An 18,399-nucleotide genomic window follows, 5' to 3' on the forward strand; every position below is an offset into this window, starting at 1 on the left:
TATGAAAAATACCAAATTAAGTTATATCTTTGCGCTTTTCTTTCTAGCACTAAGCCTTACTGGTGCATTTTTAGCATCATTAATTGAGCGTGATTTTGGGCGGATTGATGTCACCACCGTGAGTTTTATGACAGTAGAAAATAAACCCATGGTCGCCAAATTATATCGCCCAATTTCAGCCACAGCAGAAACGCCGAAACCTGCGTTATTAGCGTTGCATGGTTATCAAAGTGATAAGGAAGCCACTAGCACTTTTGGAGCATTAGAGCTGGCAAAACGAGGTTTTGTGGTATTAGCCATTGATCATTTTGGTCATGGTTATTCAACCCAATTACCCGCTGCCAATAAAAATATGAGTGGCGCAAATAATGGCTATCAATATCTGAAAACCTTACCTTTTGTGGATAAGGATAAACTGGGTATTTTCGGGCATTCCACAGGTGGGCTAAATGCCATTCGTGTGGCGAAATTAAATCCCGATCATAAAGCCGTAAACGGCTTGAGTAGCAGCGCAGGTGATAACGAATTACACAATTATCTTCTCACTCAAGGGCTTTATGAAGAAATTGGGGGCTACCGAGAAAAATCCTTTCCTGTCAAAGCATTAATTCATCATGAAAGCAGATTAACGGCTGTTGGATTATCTACTAACGACACATTACAATGGGATCATACCTACGGCAATAGAGAAGACGGTTCTGCTCGCCGAGTGGCGTTAGTTGATGGCTCGCATTTGGGGGTGATGATCGCTAAACAAAGTAATAAAGAAGCGATTTTGTGGTTCAACCAAACTTTGCAAAATGGTCTGCAAGATCAGGATTGGATTAATCCAGATGAGCAAACCTATTGGTATAAAGAATTTGCGGGATTATTTGCTTTGTTTGCGGCCTTGGTTTCTGCTTTGTGTTTAGCCAATGCTTTATTGAAAAATGCCTACTTTTCCGCAATTACACAAACAGTTACTCATAAAATGGCGATTTCTAAAACTACATGGAAATTATTTGCCTTAGTGAATATTGTTGCCACCATTATTCTTTACCCAATATTCACTCAATGGGGTGGGGCGAATGAACCTATTGCCTCTGTATTGCCTTTTATGCCATTGGAAATGGGTAATGGCATTGTACTTTGGTTAGTGGTAAGTGCGGTGATTAATTTGCTCTTTTTTGTGTTATGGAAAAAAGGTTCTACGATTTCACTGCGTGAATTTGGTGTATTCACCAACAATTCATCTTTAACCACATTTAATCTGATTTCTCGTTCATTGTTATTAGCCATATTACTTACGGCTTGGTTATACGCCATAGCGAGTTTTGTCCATACTTACTGGGGTGTAGAATTACGTTTCCTTTGGCCGTTACTCAAACCACTCACCGCTGAACGCATGGATTTATTTTTAGTTTATTGGTTACCAATATTATTTTTCTTCTTTGTTTTCAATGGATTAATTATTAGTGTACAAATGAAACAAAAAAACGGGAAATCCTTTACATCCACACTTCTCACTTGGACAATTAAAACCAGCATTTTTGCCGCAGGTGGTTTAGTAATTTTATGGCTATTTCATTTTATCCCGAATTTTATGCAAATCGGTCCCGGTTTTGATGTGATTGGTTTACCACAATTTGGCGGACGTTGGATGATGATGTTAGCCGTCATTATTCCCCAATTTATTATATTCAGCTTGATTAATCATTGGTGTTATTTGAAAACTGGCTATATTTATTTAGGCGTTTTCTTTACATCTATTTTAATGACGTGGATTTTGGTTGGAGGACAGGTCATTGGGCGATTTTTGGTTTAGTTTGACCATTCATGTGTTAAAGAAAACACATTATTAACTTAGTGGGGAGAAGATGATCACCCCATACAATAAGATCTAAAATGGGTTATTACTTTTTTATCCTTATTCAAAACTTCCGTCTACAGCAATTCAGTTTAATCTAAGATTGAATCTTAAATTAAACTGAATTTTTTGCTACGAAGCACTAATCACATCATATTTACTCTAGCTTGATGTCTGTTATAACAATTCCTGACGGTGTAATAAAAGCAAAATATGCGGTACTTTTTTACGATTTTTTCTTACCAATTCTCAACTGTTTCGCTGATAGCTCACTCACCACTTTTTGTCCTGTACGTTGTTCCAATGCCACTCTAGCGGTGTGTGCCACTTCGCCACCTTGTTGAGCCACTTGTTTATTTTGCTCAAAATTTTCAGGGTTAACGGCATATGAAATGTCCTTGGCGGACGCTTCGGCAAGCATATTTAAAATCAGTTCGGTATTGGTCATATTATCTCGCAGATTTTCCTTTTTTAGCCCCTTGTGCTGTTTGTATTCTTTCACTGTTTTACCGCTCCATGCCTTGGTTAAAATATTGGTGAGAACGGCGAACTGTTGCCCTTCTTGCACGCCAGTGCGTTTCCATTCATCCGTAAGTTCTTTTCGGATTTCAATGCTTTTTAGGCGTTGATTAATCCAATCGTCTGAATAGCCTAGTCGTTGGTAATCTCGCAAAGCTCGTTCAATAGTGAGTTCAGGATCTTGCAGTTCATCTAATCGTTCACGTCCCACTTGGGCTAACCACAACTTAAATGGCTCGGCTTTAGGGGATGGAATGGATTGAATCAAGCGGAATACTTGCTCCGTATCGGCGACATCGGTTAAACGCATTTTGCCGTCTGGGGCTTGCATTTTCAACTGTACGATTTTTTCGTACAGTTCGCTCCCTTCCTTTTGTAGCTTGATTTTCAAGTCGCTCCAATAACGTCTTGGATTTTGGCTTTCAGTCAAAACTGCCACCACATCAATCACGGAAAAGTACCATTTTTCTTGATTTTCGTCCCAGTGGGAGCGGATTTCTTGTTGTTCAAAAACTTGTAGGCTCATTGTTTTTCTCATTCTATCTCAATTAATATACTGATTAAATTAACACTAAATTTTTAATCAGTCAATACTGTATGATTTGTTTTTATTAATCAATTTTTCCCTTTGATAAATAGGTTTGGGATAAACAGAAAATCTGGTGAACCTGCCGATAAAATATATTTAAAAGTTATTTTATGCTAGAATCTTCCCAATATTTTTACACTATTTAATTAACCGATAAATGAACTTACCCACTGAACAATACGATAATTTACTCACTGAAAAGTGCGAAAAACTCACCGCACTTTTTGCTCCTTTTAATGCACCCAAATTAGCGGTATTTGCTTCTCCTACGCAACATTTTCGTATGCGAGCAGAATTTCGGGTGTGGCATGATGGGGATGATCTTTATCATATTATGTTCGATCAAGAAAGCAAAAAGCGTTATCGGGTGGACAGTTTTCCCATTGCTAGTGAGCTGATTAATCAGATGATGCAAAGCCTGTTGCCGTTATTAAAACAGCAAGATGTGTTGCGAAATAGGTTGTTTCAAATTGATTATTTAAGCACTTTAAGTGGACAGATTATCGTGAGCCTGTTGTATCACAAAAATCTTGATGAATACTGGGTTGAACAAGCAAAACAGCTCAAACTGCGGCTAGAAAATCAAGGTTTTTTGGTACAAATTATCGGGCGAGCGTCCAAACAAAAAATTTGTTTAGACCAAGATTATGTGGATGAAATTTTACCGATTAACGGTAAAAATTACGTCTATCGTCAAGTGGAAAACAGCTTTACGCAACCGAATGCGAAAGTGAATTGCAAGATGTTGGAATGGGCGGTGGACTGTACACAAAACAGCCAAGGGGATTTGCTTGAACTCTATTGTGGCAACGGTAATTTTTCCGTGGCATTAGCTCAAAATTTTCGTAAAGTATTAGCCACAGAAATTGCTAAGCCGTCAGTGAGTGCGGCACAGTTTAATATTGCTGCCAATCACATTGATAATTTGCAGATTATTCGTATGTCTGCGGAAGAATTTACCCAAGCTATGAATGGTGTACGTGAATTTAACCGCTTGAAAGGTATTGATTTGAATGCCTACCAATGTAATACAATTTTTGTGGATCCACCACGTGCGGGGCTTGATGCAGATACCTTAAAATTAGTCCAACATTATGATCGGATTTTATATATTTCATGCAATCCGCACACCTTATGCGATAATTTGCAAACCTTAAGCCAAACCCATTGTATTGAGCGAGCCGCCTTGTTCGATCAATTCCCTTACACCGAGCATATGGAATCGGGCGTGTGGTTAGTGAGAAAATAACATGGAAGAAAATTACGCTAAATTTGTAAAACGTGCCAGCCAGCTTGCCATTGCTGTGGCGAGTATGCTGATTTTAATTAAAGCCTTTGCTTGGTGGCAAACCGGATCCATTGCGATTCTCGCCGCCATGACGGATTCCGTGGTGGATTTATTTGCGTCGATCACTAGCATTTTAGTGTTACGTTTTGCCCTGTTACCGCCCGATCATAATCATGCGTTTGGACATGGTAAAGCGGAATCGTTGGCCGCTTTGGCACAAAGTGCGTTTATTGCCGGTTCAGCGGTATTTTTGCTGCTACAAGGCATCCATAAATTAACCAATCCGCAATTAATCGACAATTCAGAAATGGGGATTTGTGTCAGTGTTATCTCCATTGCCTTTACTGCTGCGTTAGTGGGCTATCAGAAAAAAGTGATTAAACTGACCGAAAGCCCTGCCATTCAAGCGGACTGTTTGCATTATCAAACCGACTTATTGATGAACGTCGCCATTCTGGTAGCGATGTTGTTAAATATGTACGGTTTTATTTATGCGGATGCGATTTTTGCCATTGGGATTGCACTTTATATTGCCTATAATGCCTTTAAAATGGCGTGGGATGCCTTGCAAATTTTACTGGATAAGGCGTTGCCACAGGACGAAATCGACCAGATTAAAGTCATGGCAGAACAACATCGTAATATTCTGGGCATTCATAGTATTTGTACTCGCCGTGCCGGTGCGGTGCGGTTTATTCAACTGCATTTAGAATTAGACGACAGTTTAACTTTATATCAAGCCCATCGCATTACCGATGAACTGGAAGATAAAATTCATGCCCTATTTCCCAATGCGGATATTATGATTCATCAAGAGCCCAAATCCGTGGTGGATTTAGAAAGGGCACAAGGTTTGATATGATTCAACTGATTTGTGAAACTGAAAATTCCGAATTTTTCACCGCACTTTGTGCGGAGCAAGGGTTAATCCATACGCCAGACAGCCCATTGGCACTGGTACAAACGGCTGTTGGGGATGAAGTGCGGTTAGAATTACGCAAGTTAGACGAACCTAAACTGGGAGCGGTATTTGTGGACTTTGTCAGTGGTGCCATGGCACACCGCCGTAAATTTGGTGGCGGACGTGGCGAAGCCGTGGCGAAAGCTGTCGGTGTTAAAGGCGGAGAATTACCCACTGTCATTGATGCGACTGCAGGCTTGGGGCGAGATGCTTTTGTGTTAGCTTGTGTTGGCTGTCAAGTTCGCTTGGTAGAACGTCATCCAGTCGTCAGATTATTATTGCAAGACGGTTTACGCCGTGCCTATCTTGATCCTGAAATTGGTGAGATGTTACAGCAGAATTTACAGCTTTTGCCGGTGTCAAGCATTCACGAATTGGATCCCAAACAACACAACGCTGATGTGGTTTATCTCGATCCCATGTATCCCCATAAACAGAAATCCGCCTTGGTCAAAAAAGAAATGCGTCTGTTTCAACACCTTGTGGGGGCGGATGAAGATGCCGACCAGTTGCTTGCCCTCGCCTTGCAATTAGCACAAAAACGTGTGGTGGTGAAACGCCCCGATTATGCGGAATTTCTCGCCCAAAAAGCACCGCAGTTTAGCCGAGAAACCAAAAATCATCGCTTTGATGTGTATCTTACGTCGTTATTTATTGACGACTAATCTTGAACCATCAACATAAGTGATTGATTTAGCCACATTAAGTAAATCTATTTTAGAACCATTATTCGTGGCAGTAATAAACGGTTTAGGTAATTTGGCCACGGGAATAGGTAAAGCAATTTGCACTTCTTGACCGCCTACTAAACCTTTTTTATTGAAGTTAACGGGAATATCGTAATTTAGCACTAACTTCTTATCACTCAAAAAATTAGACGCCCAATGAACTGTTTTAATCGCTTTTTTACCCACATTTTTAATTTTGTATTTAAAGGAAATCATCGGCTGTTTTTGCTCATCCACTCCGCTATCAACCCCAAGAAATTGCAATGAAATGGATTGATTAAAACGTTTAAGCAACACCTCTTTGCTCGTTTCTGTTTGTTTGGCGGTAGATTTTGAGGATTGCACCGTTTTAGCATTGGCTTGTACCGCCACAAGTGCAGATAACGTGATGGCCATTAAAGCCGGAAATAATTTCATAATGTTCTCCTTAAAAATGAATGTATTGAGAAATTAAATAAGATTATTGTACCTTGATTAATGAACGGCTTACAAGATTTATATTAATTTGATTAATTCCCAAAACATTCATTCGTATATCGTCTAGATTATATCCCTCTTAACCGCTGGTAAATCTGCGCAAACTTCACTCGTTTTTCTTGATAAACATCAAATCGATCTTGGTTTGGCTGATACACTTTTTCCAACGGCAACGGCTGGCATAAATCCGCTAAATCAACATTAGGATTTAACGCAATTTGAGCCAGTTTCGCAGCTCCCAATGCCGGCCCTACATCACCGCCTGTACGATATTCCAAGGTTTTTCCCGTAATATCCGCCAATAATTGTCGCCAATAGGCACTTTTTGCTCCGCCGCCAATTAAGGTAACATTCTCGGCGGTTACGCCAGTTTCGTGTAATACGTCAATGCCGTCTGCCAAAGCGAAACTCACGCCTTCCACCACGGCTTTTGCCAAGGTTTGAGCATTGTCGTTATGGCTTAATCCCCAGAATACGCCTTTGGCGTAAGGGTCGTTGTGCGGTGTACGTTCGCCAGAAAGATAAGGTAAGAAAATTGCCTCAGAATTGACCGCAGTTTGCTCAATTTGTTGGAAAAGCGTGGCGACATCCGCCGTATTGGTCGCATTTTTCACCCAATCTACTGCCGAAGCCGCGGTTAAAATCACCGACATTAAATGCCAACGGTTAGGCAAAGCATGGCAAAAACTATGCACCGCTTTTTGCGGATTCGCAGTGAACTTATTAGTGACCACAAAATACACGCCTGATGTTCCCAAAGATAACATCGCTTGCCCTGTTTGATACAAACCTACACCTATCGCCCCAGCCGCATTATCGCCACCACCTGCCACTACAGGCACTTGTGGCATTTTCCAACGTTCAGCAATGTCCTGACGTAAATGACCTGTAATTTGATTACCTTCAAATAAACTCGGCATATGCTCTCGGCTTAATCCACAAGCCTTGAGCAAGTCTTCATTCCAATCCCTTTTTGCTACATCGAGCCACATGGTGCCTGACGCATCGGACATATCGGACGCATATTCTCCCGTCATCAACAGGCGTAAATAGTCTTTTGGTAATAAGACTTTATGCACTTTTTCGGCTATATCAAGTTGATGCTTTGCTAACCAACGTAATTTCGGGGCAGTAAAGCCTGGCATCATCAAATTGCCTGTAATGTCACGACTGTTAGGCACAAGTGCTTCCAACTCGGCACATTCCGCAAAACTCCGTCCATCATTCCACAAAATGGCAGGTCGCAATACTTGATCCGATTTATCCAACAAGGTGGCACCGTGCATTTGCCCTGTTAAGCCAATGGCTTTCACGGCTCGTAAATCCTGCTGTTCACTTAACTGTTGCATGGCAGAATTGACGGCATTCCACCAATCCATAGGCTCTTGCTCCGACCATAAAGGTTGCGGACGAGAAACGGTTAACGCACTCTGTGTCGTAGCAATGACTTGCTGCTCATCATTCAACAACACCACTTTTACGCCTGATGTGCCAAGATCGATACCGATGTACATAGTTGCTCCTTCATTTTCATAATGTATTCAAAATATGTTGTAACTCATTTAATTTAAACGGTTTGTTGACAATAGGGGTATGCAATGCCTTTTCAATATTCATTGTGTGATTGCCTGTCATCAATAATAATTTAATGGTAGGATATTGTTCTTCAACGATTTTCACCAGTTCAATTCCATTTATTTTCCCACTTAACACAATATCCGATAGCAGATAATCCACGCTATGTTGCGATAAATAATCTATCACTTGTTCTGCGGTTTCAAAGCCAACGACGTGATAATCAATCTGAGTAAGTTGATCGGTTAATGTTTCTCGTAATATTTTTTGATCCTCCACGAGTAATAAACTTTTTTGCAGCGACGGTTTAACGGCAATATCCTCGGTGGGTGTCGGTATTTTTTGCAGTGTTTTTGCCAAGGGGATTTGTAACATCATGGTTGTCCCCTTGTTTACTTCTGATTCCACCAACACACGCCCTTTTGACTGGCGAATAAAACCGTACACCATAGATAACCCTAAGCCGCTGCCTTTGCCATTTTTCTTAGTGGTAAAAAACGGCTCAAAAATTTGTTTCTGAGTTGAAACATCCATCCCTTTACCGTTATCTATCACAGAAATTTGCACCATTTGCTCTTGTCTTTCTGTGCGTTGCACCAATAACTGGGTGGATTGAATGGTAATATCACCACTCCCCTCTAAAGCATCTTTGGCATTCACCACTAAATTCACTAAGGCAGTTTCTAGCTGATTTTTATCAATATAGACTGGCGGTAAATCCTTACCTAAATTTAACCGCACTTTAATGGTTGGGGGCAAACTATGCTCCACCAAATCAGCGAGATCTCTGAGCAAAGGATTTATTTCGAGTACGCTAGGATGTAAGGGTTGTTTGCGTGCATAGGCTAACAAGCGTTGTGTTAAGGTGGCACTATTTTCTGCAGCTTTTATGGCATTTTGTAGACGTTTAATTTGTTTTTCGCTTAAATTTTCCGTGTTAATGAGATCTAAATTACCAATAATGACTGCTAATAAATTATTAAAGTCATGTGCAATACCACCCGTTAATTGTCCAATTGTTCGCATTTTTTGGCTATGGGCTAAATCATTTTCCAATTTCTTGCGTTGAGTACGATCAATTAACACCGCCACAATCCCACCTGATTGTAACTGACTTATTCGCCATTCAAAAATAGACTGATTACATTGAATTTCTAAGGGTTCTTGCGGATTGCGTATTTCTTGTAATAGGGGAATATCAACATGTTGTTCACCTCCATAAACTGTCGCATTATGTTGTTGAAAATAGTGGGTTAAACCGAGTAAAGAGGTAATGGGTTTATCAATGGGAATATTTAATAATGTGGCAAATTGTACATTATAAGAAATCAGCTGTTTTTGATGATCAAAAACAGCTAATCCATCTCGCATAGCAAGAAATGTCTGTCTTAGTAACGCATCTGTTTGATCTAATCGCATCACATTTTGATGAAAAATATCAAAGGCTCGGGCTAAATCCCCAATTTCATCTTGTCGGTGTTGTTGTGGAACCGTCGCCGTTTTATCACCTTGAGAAAGGTGTATTAAGGCTTGAGTGATGGAAGAGAGTCTAATACCAACTAATTTATGAATGTATTTTCCCAGAATAATCACTAACATAATAATGAAGAATGCCAATAAACAAATGGCATAAATATGTTGCGAAATATCCTTTTGTACTAACGTGTAAATTTCTTTTGTTTCTTGCGTTTGTTGTAAAGCCAGTTGACTATAATTTAAATCAATTTGTTTAACAAGTGCATCAATTTGATTGGTGAGAAATAAGATTCTTAAATTAATTTTACTGAGTTCATTGGCTTGATTAATGATTTGGTCAAATTGGTTCTCTACATTTTGCCATTCATGAATAATTGTTGTTTCATCCGATTTGGGGATAACAGAAAATATGGCTTGAATGCTCAGAAATGTACTTGGATTGTACGCACTCATCGTGGCATCTTCAATCAACCGTTCAATTTTATCTAACCGAGAAAGGTAAAGCGAAGATTGAGACGTTTGTTCCGTGAACCGTTTAATATGACGAAGATGAAGTAAACTTTGGTTTAATTTGCTAATAATCGTGGTATTAGCAATATGTCGTTGATAGGCTTGATTTAATAATTCTTTGACACTTTTTTCTAAGATCTTAATGGATTGCACGATATTTTCAAGTTGCTGATCTTCATCCGTATATGTATTTTCTAGATAGGATAATTGTTGATGCAGTTGTTGGATATGTTGCTCTAACTGTTCAGATGCTTCTTTATACTCTAACGCTCTAATAGTTTGGCTAAGTCTTAATGAATAGGTCGCAATTTGTGATGTTTTAACGCCCAACGTCATAGAGGAGAAAATATGATTTAACGCATTTTCTCTCAAATCGGACAAAGAGCGTGAGGAATTATTCAACCCAATGATAGCACTTAGGCTAATTAATCCCACTAAACAGATAGCCGTTACAACAAATAACGTTAGCTTTAATTTTACTGTGTAACGCTTTGTAAATATTGATGTTATGAAATTCCACATAGTTTCACCGCACTTTTTGCTTTCGTGTTTTTCATTTTAATCATTATGTATAACAGAATTATGACAATTATGAATGAGATTAAACATTTTCTGTTCATATTACCCTGTTTTAATATGCTCAAAAATGGGAGAACATTATGAAATCGCAATATCAAGTTCAACAAACACCACTTTTAAAAATGCAAGGGATCGCAAAGCGTTTCGGTAGTTTTTATGCACTACAAGATGTGAATTTAGACATTTACGCAGGCGAGATTCATGCCTTAATGGGTGAAAATGGGGCTGGGAAAAGTACCTTAATGAAAATTTTGGCTGGAGCGTATACGCTCACCTCAGGGGAAATTTTTATTGATGGGCAAGCCGTCAATATCAATTCGCCGAAACAAGCCATTTCTGTGGGAATCACCCTGATTTATCAAGAAATACATTTGTCACCCAATTTAACTGTAGCCGAAAATATTTTTTTAGGACGTGAAATAAAAACGATATTTGGCTTAGATCGCAAACAAATGGAGCAACAAGCTCAGCTTGCCTTAGATAGACTGGGGGCTCAATTTGTAGCATCACAAAAAGTGTCTAGTTTAACTATTGCGGAACAGCAACAAGTTGAAATTGCCCGTGCGTTACATCGCAATAGCCGTGTGTTGGTGATGGATGAACCCACCGCAGCCCTGTCTTCCCGAGAAACAGAAAAGCTCTTTGCTTTAATTAAAAAACTGCGTGATGAAGGGCTTGCCATTGTTTATATCAGTCATCGTATGGCAGAGATTTATGAGCTGGCGGATCGGGTCAGCGTGCTACGAGATGGCAAATATGTCGGATCGCTTATTCGTCAAGACATTAATGCTTCAACATTAGTACAAATGATGGTCGGTCGCCCATTGACGGATCTGTTTAATAAAGAAAAAGTGCCCGTGGGCGAAGAAGTCTTACGCATTGAGAATTTATCAGATGATAACAAAGTCCATAATGCTTCGCTTTATGTAAAAGCGGGGGAAATCGTGGGATTATCGGGTCTTGTAGGAGCAGGACGTTCGGAACTCGCCCATTTATTATTTGGTGTCACCCAGAAAACTGCAGGGAAAATGTATTTAAATGGGGCAGAGATTAGCTTTAGTTCACCACGGGATGCCATTGTGCACAAAGTGGGGTTATTACCTGAAAACCGTAAAGAAGAAGGGTTGTTTTTGGACTTAAATATTTTGAAAAACATTACCATGGCAACATTGGAGCAAGATGCCACTATGCTGGTCATTGATCAAGCGAAGGGTAAAAAAGAAACAGAACAGGCCATTAATAACCTAAAAATTCGGGTGCCAAATGCCAATGTCAACGTCAGTGGTTTGTCGGGTGGAAATCAACAAAAAGTTTTACTGTCACGATGGCTGGCGATTCACCCTAAACTGCTGATTTTAGATGAACCTACTCGCGGTGTTGATGTGGGGGCAAAAAGCGAAATCTATAAAATGATGACAGAAATGGCAAAACAAGGCGTGGCGATTTTGATGATTTCCAGTGAATTACCCGAAATTGTGGGAATGAGTGACCGAGTTTATGTCATGCGAGAAGGTTATGTTGTGGGAGAAATCAAAAATCAACAAATTAGCCAAGAAAATATTATGACTTTGGCTTGTGGTGCGAATGAATAGGAGAACAAAAAATGACAACTTCAGAAACCAAACCAACCTTTAAAAAGTGGGCAATAGCAGACAGTATGCAAGCGATGGGGATTTTACCGATCCTTGTGTTGATTGTGATTGTATTTGCCTTTATTGCCCCGAATTTTATGACCGAAGCCAATATGATGAATATTACTCGTCAGGCTTCCATTAATATTGTGTTAGCGGCAGGCATGACCTTTGTGATTTTAACGGGGGGCATTGATCTTTCCGTGGGTTCTATTTTAGGGGTTACCGCCGTCATGGCACTGGTGAGTTCACTCAATCCCGCATTAGCGGATTTTGCGGTACCGATTGCGTTAATTGCAGGGCTTGGCATGGGAGCATTTAATGGCTTGTTAGTAGCGTATGCAGGTCTTCCGCCGTTTATTGTCACCTTAGGCACTTACACCGCCTTGCGTGGTGCCGCCTATTTAGTGGCAGATGGTACCACGGTGATTAATTCCAAAATTGCCTTTTCGTGGATTGGAAACGGTTATTTAGGATCGATTCCTTGGTTGGTGGTGATTGCCTTTGCAATAATTGGGATTTGCTGGTTTATTTTACGCCGCACCACATTAGGAACACATATTTATGCAGTGGGAGGTAATCTCCAAGCTGCACGCCTAACAGGGATTAAAGTATCTCTAGTTCTTGTCTTCGTTTATGCTGCGAGTGGCTTGCTTTCTGGTCTCGGTGGCGTAATGAGTGCATCTCGTTTATATAGTGCCAATGGTAACCTTGGTGTAGGATATGAATTAGATGCAATTGCAGCTGTTATTTTAGGGGGAACCAGTTTCGTCGGCGGTATCGGTACGATTACAGGTACACTTGTCGGGGCACTAATTATCGCCACCCTAAATAACGGCATGACATTAATGGGGGTTTCCTACTTTTGGCAACTCGTCATTAAAGGGGGCGTTATCATCGTCGCTGTATTGATCGATAAATATCGTACTCGTAGTGCTTAATCAACCCAGTAAATACTGAATTTTATAGGAGAAACAGTATGAAATTAAAAACATTAGCCGTCTCTTTGATGTTAGCTATGGCACCTTTTGCTCAAGCGAAAGAATTGAAGTCTATTGGTGTCACCGTTGGTGATTTGGCCAATCCATTTTTTGTGCAAATCACCAAAGGGGCAGAGTTAAAAGCCAAAGAATTAGCAGGTGATCAAGTGAAAGTCACCCTCGTATCGAGTGGCTATGACTTAGGGCAACAAGTGGCACAAATTGATAATTTTATTGCCGCTAAAACCGACATGATTATTCTCAATGCAGCAGATTCTAAAGGCATTGGGCCTGCGGTACAGCGTGCTAAAGATGCAGGCATTGTGGTTGTCGCCGTCGATGTGGCGGCAGATGGTGCGAATGCCACCGTCACGTCCAACAACTATCAAGCAGGTGAAATTGCTTGTCAAACCATTGTGGATAAATTGAATGGTAAAGGCAATGTGGTGATTATTAATGGGCCTCCAGTTTCTGCGGTGCAAGATCGGGTACAAGGTTGCATGGATGTTTTAGCCAAATCGCCTGATATCAAGTTGTTATCCCATAATCAAAATGCCAAAGGCAGTCGTGAGGGTGGCTTAGAAGTGATGACTTCCTTGTTAATTGCCCATCCGAAAATTGATGCTGTGTTTGCGATTAATGATCCAACCGCCATTGGGGCGGATTTAGCCGCTAAACAGGCACAACGCACGGAATTCTTTATTATGGGGGTTGACGGTTCACCCGATGGCGAAGATGCCCTCAAACAATCCGATAGTTTATTTGCTGGTACACCTGCTCAAGATCCACAAGTGATGGCAGCAGAAGCGGTGAAAATTGGTTATGACATTTTGCAAGGCAAACCTGCACCGACCAAACCCGTGTTAATTCCAGTCACTTTGATTAATCGAGATAATATCAAAGATTATAAAGGTTGGACGGTGAAATAGTCATGTATCAATAGCGGATAGACATCAGGCTATCCGCTATTCTTGACTAGAGGTAACATCGCAAGCGAATAAATAACCTGTTCCTCGCACCGTTTGAATGAAACAAGGGACTCTAGCATTAGGTTCAATTTTTTTGCGTAAACGCATAATTAAGACATCAATAGTGCGGTCAAAAATATCTAGGTTTTCGCTGTGGGTGAGTTCTAATAATTGTTGTCTAGAAAGCACACGTTGAGCGTGGCTACATAAGGTGTAAAGCAACGCATATTCACCGCCCGTTAACGCTATATTTTGTTTTTGTGGTGAAATTAATTTGTGGTTGTCGGTATCCAAGAACCATTGATTAAAAGAAAAACCATGGTGTTGATGTGAGTGATTTTGGGTGGGTTGTGAGCGACGAATCGCCGCCTTGGCACGAGCGATAACCTCACGTGGGTAAAAGGGTTTAGTAATATAGTCATCTGCCCCAATTTCTAAACCGACCACAATATCGGATTCAGAGCTGAGTCCGCTTAACATAATAATAGGGGCAGAGGTGATATTTTTGAGTTCTTGTAACAAGACTAACCCATTGATATCGGGGAGAATAAGATCAAGAAAGATCAAAGAAAAGTCAGGTGAGTTCCGCAATAGGTTCAAAGCATCCTGACCATTTTGTACAGCATGAGCGATGTAGCCATATTCTTCAAGGGCATCGGTTAATAGCTCACAAATTTGAATATCATCATCAATGATCAGTACCTTACTCAACATGCTTTATCCTTTGGTTGATTTTTTATCACAGGGGACATTATACATATACAGGAGATATTATGCGAATTGGAATTGATTTAGGTGGCACAAAAATAGAAGTCATTGCCCTTTCGGATAATGGCGTAGAACTTTTCCGCCAACGTATTGCCACCCCAAGAGGCGATTATGTGAAAAGTTTACAAGCCATTCAATATTTAGTGGATGAAGCGGAAAAAGTCACAGGACAAACAGGTACCGTGGGCATTGGGATTCCTGGTACCCTTTCTCCCGTCACTGGTAAAGTGAAAAATGCCAACTCGGTTTGGTTAAATGGTCAAGATTTAAAACGAGATTTAGAAAATCTGTTAAAACGAGAAGTCAGCATCGCCAATGATGCCAATTGTATGGCAATGTCTGAAGCGGTTGATGGGGCAGGGGCAGGCAAACAAATTGTGTTGGCATTAATTCTGGGTACGGGCTGTGGCTCAGGGATTGTGATTAACGGCAAAGTACATCAAGGAGCAAATGGCATTGGTGGTGAATGGGGACATAATCCTTTGCCTTGGCAAGATGAAGAAGAACAACAGATTGCCAAAACCGTACCATGCTATTGTGGCAGACAGGGTTGTGTTGAATTGTTTGTCTCGGGTACAGGGCTTTGTGATGATTATCAAAGACGTTCTGGCAACAGACTTAACGGCAAGGACATTGTCCGTTTAAGCGAACAAGGTGATGTGATTGCCGAACAGTCTCTACAAGCCTATGAACGCCGTTTAGCGAAATCGCTCGCAAGCTATATGAACGTGCTTGATCCTGATGTGGTGGTGTTTGCAGGCGGCGTGTGCAATATTGAAAGATTATATCAAAATGTACCGAAATTATTACCGCAGTTTATTTTCGGACAAGAATGTTCAACGCCAATTAAAAAAGCTGTACACGGCGATTCCAGTGGTGTGCGTGGAGCTGCGTGGCTGTGGAATAAATAGAAAAATGTGGAATGAATAGAAATAAGGGAAATACCATGAAACGTTCAGAAATTAATGCCATTTTACTGTCTGCCAAAGCCTTTATGCAGCAACATCAATTTTATTTGCCCACCTTTGCACAATATCGTCTCGACGATTGGGCAACCCTAGATTTAACCCACAAACAAGAGATTTTTCAAGCACATCTTGGCTGGGACATTACGGATTTTGGTTCTGGCGACTTTACTAAAATGGGGTTAACCCTTTTTACCTTACGCAATCAATCGCCACAAAATCATAAACCCTATGCAGAAAAGATTATGTTGGTGCAAGAAAATCAACTTACCCCACTGCATTACCATTGGCAGAAAATGGAAGACATTATTAATCGTGGCGGTGGCAATTTAATGATTCAACTTTATCAACGAGATGAAAAAACAGATTTATTGGATAAAAACACCGCGGTTCATGTGTGTGTCGATGGCGAGCAAATCACATTAGCAGCAGGAGGGATTGTGCGTTTACAACCTGGGCAAAGTATTTGTTTACCCCCAACACTTTATCATTGTTTTTGGGCGGAAGAAAACACAGGTACGGTATTAGCAGGTGAGGTGTCAATGGCAAATGATGACTTAACCGACAACCGATTTTTAGATCCAGTCGGGCGTTTTTCTCACATTGAAGAAGACGAACAACCTATTCATTTATTATGTAGTGACTATCAACAATACATTAAGGAGTAAATTATGGCGTTATTAAATTTAAAAGCGATTCTTGGTGTTGCCAATCAACATCAATTTGCAGTAGGGGCTTTCAATGCCATTGATTCTAATTTTATTGATGCGGTATTTGATGCCGCAGGTGAAACCCAATCCCCTGTAATTATTAATGTAGCAGAAGTGCATTTGCCCTATATTGATATTTATGCCACATCCGACTATATTCGCAAAAAAGCGGAACAAGTTGGTGTACCCACCTGTTTAAATCTTGACCATGGGTTAACGCTTCCTACCATTAAAACGGCGATTGATTGCGGATTTTCCTCTATTATGTTTGATGGTTCATCATTGACCTATGAACAAAATATTGAGCAAACTCGTGAAGTAGTGGAACTTTGCCAAAAATATGCGATTTCGGTGGAAGGTGAACTGGGTGCGGTAGGCGGTGATGAAGGTGGTGCGTTGGAAAGTATGGCGGATACCGCATTATATACCAATGTGGATCAAGCCGTGGATTTTGTACAACAAACGGGCATTGATGCCTTAGCCGTTGCGATTGGCAATACACACGGTAAATATAAAGGTGAACCAAAACTGGATTTTGAGCGGCTAGCACAAATTCATCAAGCGGTGTCTATTCCCTTGGTCTTACACGGCGGTTCGGGCATTAGTGCCATTGATTTTAGAAAAACCATTGAAAGGGGCATTTGCAAAATTAATTTCTTTACGGGTATGTCACAATCAGCCTTGCAGTCCATTGAAAAAGATGTGACCAACCACGCACTTTCACAAAAATACAATTACTATTTGATGATGATGGAAAATGTGCAACAAGCGATTAAACAAACCGTGGCGGAACAAATGCAAATTTTTAACAGTATCAATAAGGCAACATATTATGGCTGATCGAAACGGAATCTTGGCTATCGGCAATTTGTTAGTGGATCACGCCATGCAAATTGCCGAGTACCCAACGGAGTCTATGCTCACGACAATTTCCAAGGTTGAGCGACATTGTGGTGGTTGTACCAATCTTGTATTTGATTTAGCAACATTAGATGAAAATTTACCCTTAACACTCAGTGGTGCGATCGGCAAGGATGCCGATGGGGAACTTATTTTAACGCAAACAAAAGCACACAACGTGAACACCGATGCGGTTTATTGGGTGGATTTACCTACGTCATTTACGGATGTCATGATCAATAGCAAAACAGGCGATCGCACCTTTTTCCATTATATTGGTGCTATGAAAAATTATTCGCCTGAGCATATTTTGCCAATAAACTGCGGTGCAAAAATCGTGCATTTTGCCTATTTGCCGTTAATGCCCGCCTTATTAAATGATCAGTTAACCGCATTGTTGCAAGAGTTAAATCAGCAAGGATTTTTGATCTCAATTGATCTAGTTTCGGTTAATGATAAAACCATTTTTGCTCAATATATTCGCCCTAATTTGCCCTGTATTGACTTTGTCATTATTAACGATGTAGAAGCCCAAATTTTAACGGAGAGAGAGAGCGAAGAAGTTAATCCAGCCACCTTGCAACAAATGGCAAAGGATATTATCCAATTTGGTGTAAAAAATACGGTGATTATTCATTGCCCGAAATGGGCAGTTGCCTATAACAGGCAAAATGAGATTATTGTTGTTCCTTCTATTGAAGTGGATAAAAAGGACATTGTGAGTACCTTAGGTGCAGGCGATGCCTTTTGTGCAGGTTGCTTATATGGCTTACATCAAAATATGAGCCTAAAAGATACCTTAAAACTCGGGCATATTCTCGCCTATTTTAATCTGTTTTCCGTTTCCGCAACGGATGGAGCTATGAGTTTTAAGCAAGCAAGGAAAAGTATGACAAGAATGTATCATGACTTTTAATCCTTAAACATAA

At 40.4% G+C, this 18,399-nt stretch carries 16 protein-coding genes; 11 read left to right on the forward strand and 5 right to left on the reverse strand.

Going from position 1 to position 18,399, the window contains the following annotated elements; genetic code table 11:
* Position 1: 1 nt before the first annotated feature.
* Positions 2-1,804: an alpha/beta hydrolase gene (locus ACTG7Q_RS01870; protein WP_439240246.1), complete on the forward strand. Its 1,803-nt coding sequence runs from the start codon at positions 2-4 to the stop codon at positions 1,802-1,804.
* A 268-nt stretch (positions 1,805-2,072) separates the two neighbouring features.
* Here the strand turns inward: ACTG7Q_RS01870 and ACTG7Q_RS01875 are convergent, their stop codons facing one another.
* On the reverse strand, positions 2,073-2,891 hold the full coding sequence (locus ACTG7Q_RS01875) for a BRO family protein (protein WP_439240248.1): 819 nt from the start codon (positions 2,889-2,891) through the stop codon (positions 2,073-2,075).
* Positions 2,892-3,111: 220 nt separating this feature from the next.
* Between ACTG7Q_RS01875 and trmA the strand changes: the two genes are divergently transcribed.
* The 3 genes from trmA to ACTG7Q_RS01890 are packed head-to-tail and all read left to right on the forward strand — an operon-like array spanning position 3,112 to position 5,868.
* Positions 3,112-4,203: a tRNA (uridine(54)-C5)-methyltransferase TrmA gene (trmA, locus tag ACTG7Q_RS01880; protein WP_439240250.1), complete on the forward strand. Its 1,092-nt coding sequence runs from the start codon at positions 3,112-3,114 to the stop codon at positions 4,201-4,203.
* A gap of 1 nt (position 4,204) precedes the next feature.
* Complete coding sequence (locus tag ACTG7Q_RS01885; protein ID WP_439240252.1) at positions 4,205-5,104, forward strand: cation diffusion facilitator family transporter; 900 nt, start codon at positions 4,205-4,207, stop codon at positions 5,102-5,104.
* Positions 5,101-5,868, forward strand: coding sequence for a class I SAM-dependent methyltransferase (locus ACTG7Q_RS01890; RefSeq protein ID WP_439240254.1), 768 nt, complete (start codon positions 5,101-5,103; stop codon positions 5,866-5,868). The genes ACTG7Q_RS01885 and ACTG7Q_RS01890 overlap by 4 nt, the downstream gene beginning before the upstream one ends.
* Here ACTG7Q_RS01890 and ACTG7Q_RS01895 read toward each other — a convergent pair.
* From ACTG7Q_RS01895 to ACTG7Q_RS01905, 3 genes are all read right to left on the reverse strand, one after another.
* Entirely contained in the window at positions 5,851-6,348 is a 498-nt protein-coding gene (locus ACTG7Q_RS01895; protein ID WP_439240256.1) for a hypothetical protein, read from the reverse strand. The genes ACTG7Q_RS01890 and ACTG7Q_RS01895 overlap by 18 nt on opposite strands.
* Before the next feature lie 128 nt (positions 6,349-6,476).
* The gene (xylB, locus tag ACTG7Q_RS01900) at positions 6,477-7,922 is read right to left on the reverse strand and encodes a xylulokinase (protein ID WP_439240257.1); all 1,446 of its coding nucleotides are present in this window, start codon (positions 7,920-7,922) and stop codon (positions 6,477-6,479) included.
* Between the two features lie 16 nt (positions 7,923-7,938).
* Positions 7,939-10,491, reverse strand: coding sequence for an ATP-binding protein (locus ACTG7Q_RS01905; RefSeq protein WP_439240259.1), 2,553 nt, complete (start codon positions 10,489-10,491; stop codon positions 7,939-7,941).
* Positions 10,492-10,628: 137 nt separating this feature from the next.
* On the opposite strand from ACTG7Q_RS01905, the gene ACTG7Q_RS01910 reads away from it, so the two are divergent.
* From ACTG7Q_RS01910 to ACTG7Q_RS01920, 3 genes are read left to right on the forward strand one after another with little or no spacing between them, the layout of a single operon-like run.
* The gene (locus ACTG7Q_RS01910) at positions 10,629-12,140 is read left to right on the forward strand and encodes a sugar ABC transporter ATP-binding protein (RefSeq protein ID WP_439240261.1); all 1,512 of its coding nucleotides are present in this window, start codon (positions 10,629-10,631) and stop codon (positions 12,138-12,140) included.
* Positions 12,141-12,151: 11 nt separating this feature from the next.
* Positions 12,152-13,120, forward strand: coding sequence for an ABC transporter permease subunit (locus ACTG7Q_RS01915; protein WP_439240264.1), 969 nt, complete (start codon positions 12,152-12,154; stop codon positions 13,118-13,120).
* A 38-nt stretch (positions 13,121-13,158) separates the two neighbouring features.
* Positions 13,159-14,088 carry an ABC transporter substrate-binding protein gene (locus tag ACTG7Q_RS01920; RefSeq protein WP_439240266.1) on the forward strand — a complete coding sequence of 310 codons (930 nt, stop codon included), beginning with the start codon at positions 13,159-13,161 and terminating at the stop codon, positions 14,086-14,088.
* A 36-nt stretch (positions 14,089-14,124) separates the two neighbouring features.
* Here ACTG7Q_RS01920 and ACTG7Q_RS01925 read toward each other — a convergent pair whose 3' ends face one another.
* Entirely contained in the window at positions 14,125-14,841 is a 717-nt protein-coding gene (locus ACTG7Q_RS01925; RefSeq protein WP_439240269.1) for a response regulator transcription factor, read from the reverse strand.
* A gap of 59 nt (positions 14,842-14,900) precedes the next feature.
* Between ACTG7Q_RS01925 and mak the strand changes: the two genes are divergently transcribed.
* The 4 genes from mak to ACTG7Q_RS01945 are packed head-to-tail and all read left to right on the forward strand — an operon-like array spanning position 14,901 to position 18,386.
* Complete coding sequence (mak, locus tag ACTG7Q_RS01930; RefSeq protein ID WP_439240271.1) at positions 14,901-15,806, forward strand: fructokinase; 906 nt, start codon at positions 14,901-14,903, stop codon at positions 15,804-15,806.
* A 35-nt stretch (positions 15,807-15,841) separates the two neighbouring features.
* Positions 15,842-16,528, forward strand: a complete 687-nt coding sequence (locus ACTG7Q_RS01935) for a D-lyxose/D-mannose family sugar isomerase (protein ID WP_439240273.1) — start codon at positions 15,842-15,844, stop codon at positions 16,526-16,528.
* 3 nt (positions 16,529-16,531) lie between these two features.
* The gene (locus ACTG7Q_RS01940; RefSeq protein WP_439240275.1) at positions 16,532-17,410 is read left to right on the forward strand and encodes a ketose 1,6-bisphosphate aldolase; all 879 of its coding nucleotides are present in this window, start codon (positions 16,532-16,534) and stop codon (positions 17,408-17,410) included.
* Positions 17,403-18,386 carry a carbohydrate kinase family protein gene (locus tag ACTG7Q_RS01945; RefSeq protein ID WP_439240278.1) on the forward strand — a complete coding sequence of 328 codons (984 nt, stop codon included), beginning with the start codon at positions 17,403-17,405 and terminating at the stop codon, positions 18,384-18,386. Before ACTG7Q_RS01940 ends, ACTG7Q_RS01945 begins: the two co-directional genes overlap by 8 nt.
* The last annotated feature ends 13 nt before the right edge of the window (positions 18,387-18,399 follow it).

Origin of the sequence: Lonepinella sp. BR2474, assembly GCF_051851555.1 — a bacterium.
Classification (GTDB): Bacteria; Pseudomonadota; Gammaproteobacteria; order Enterobacterales; family Pasteurellaceae; genus Lonepinella.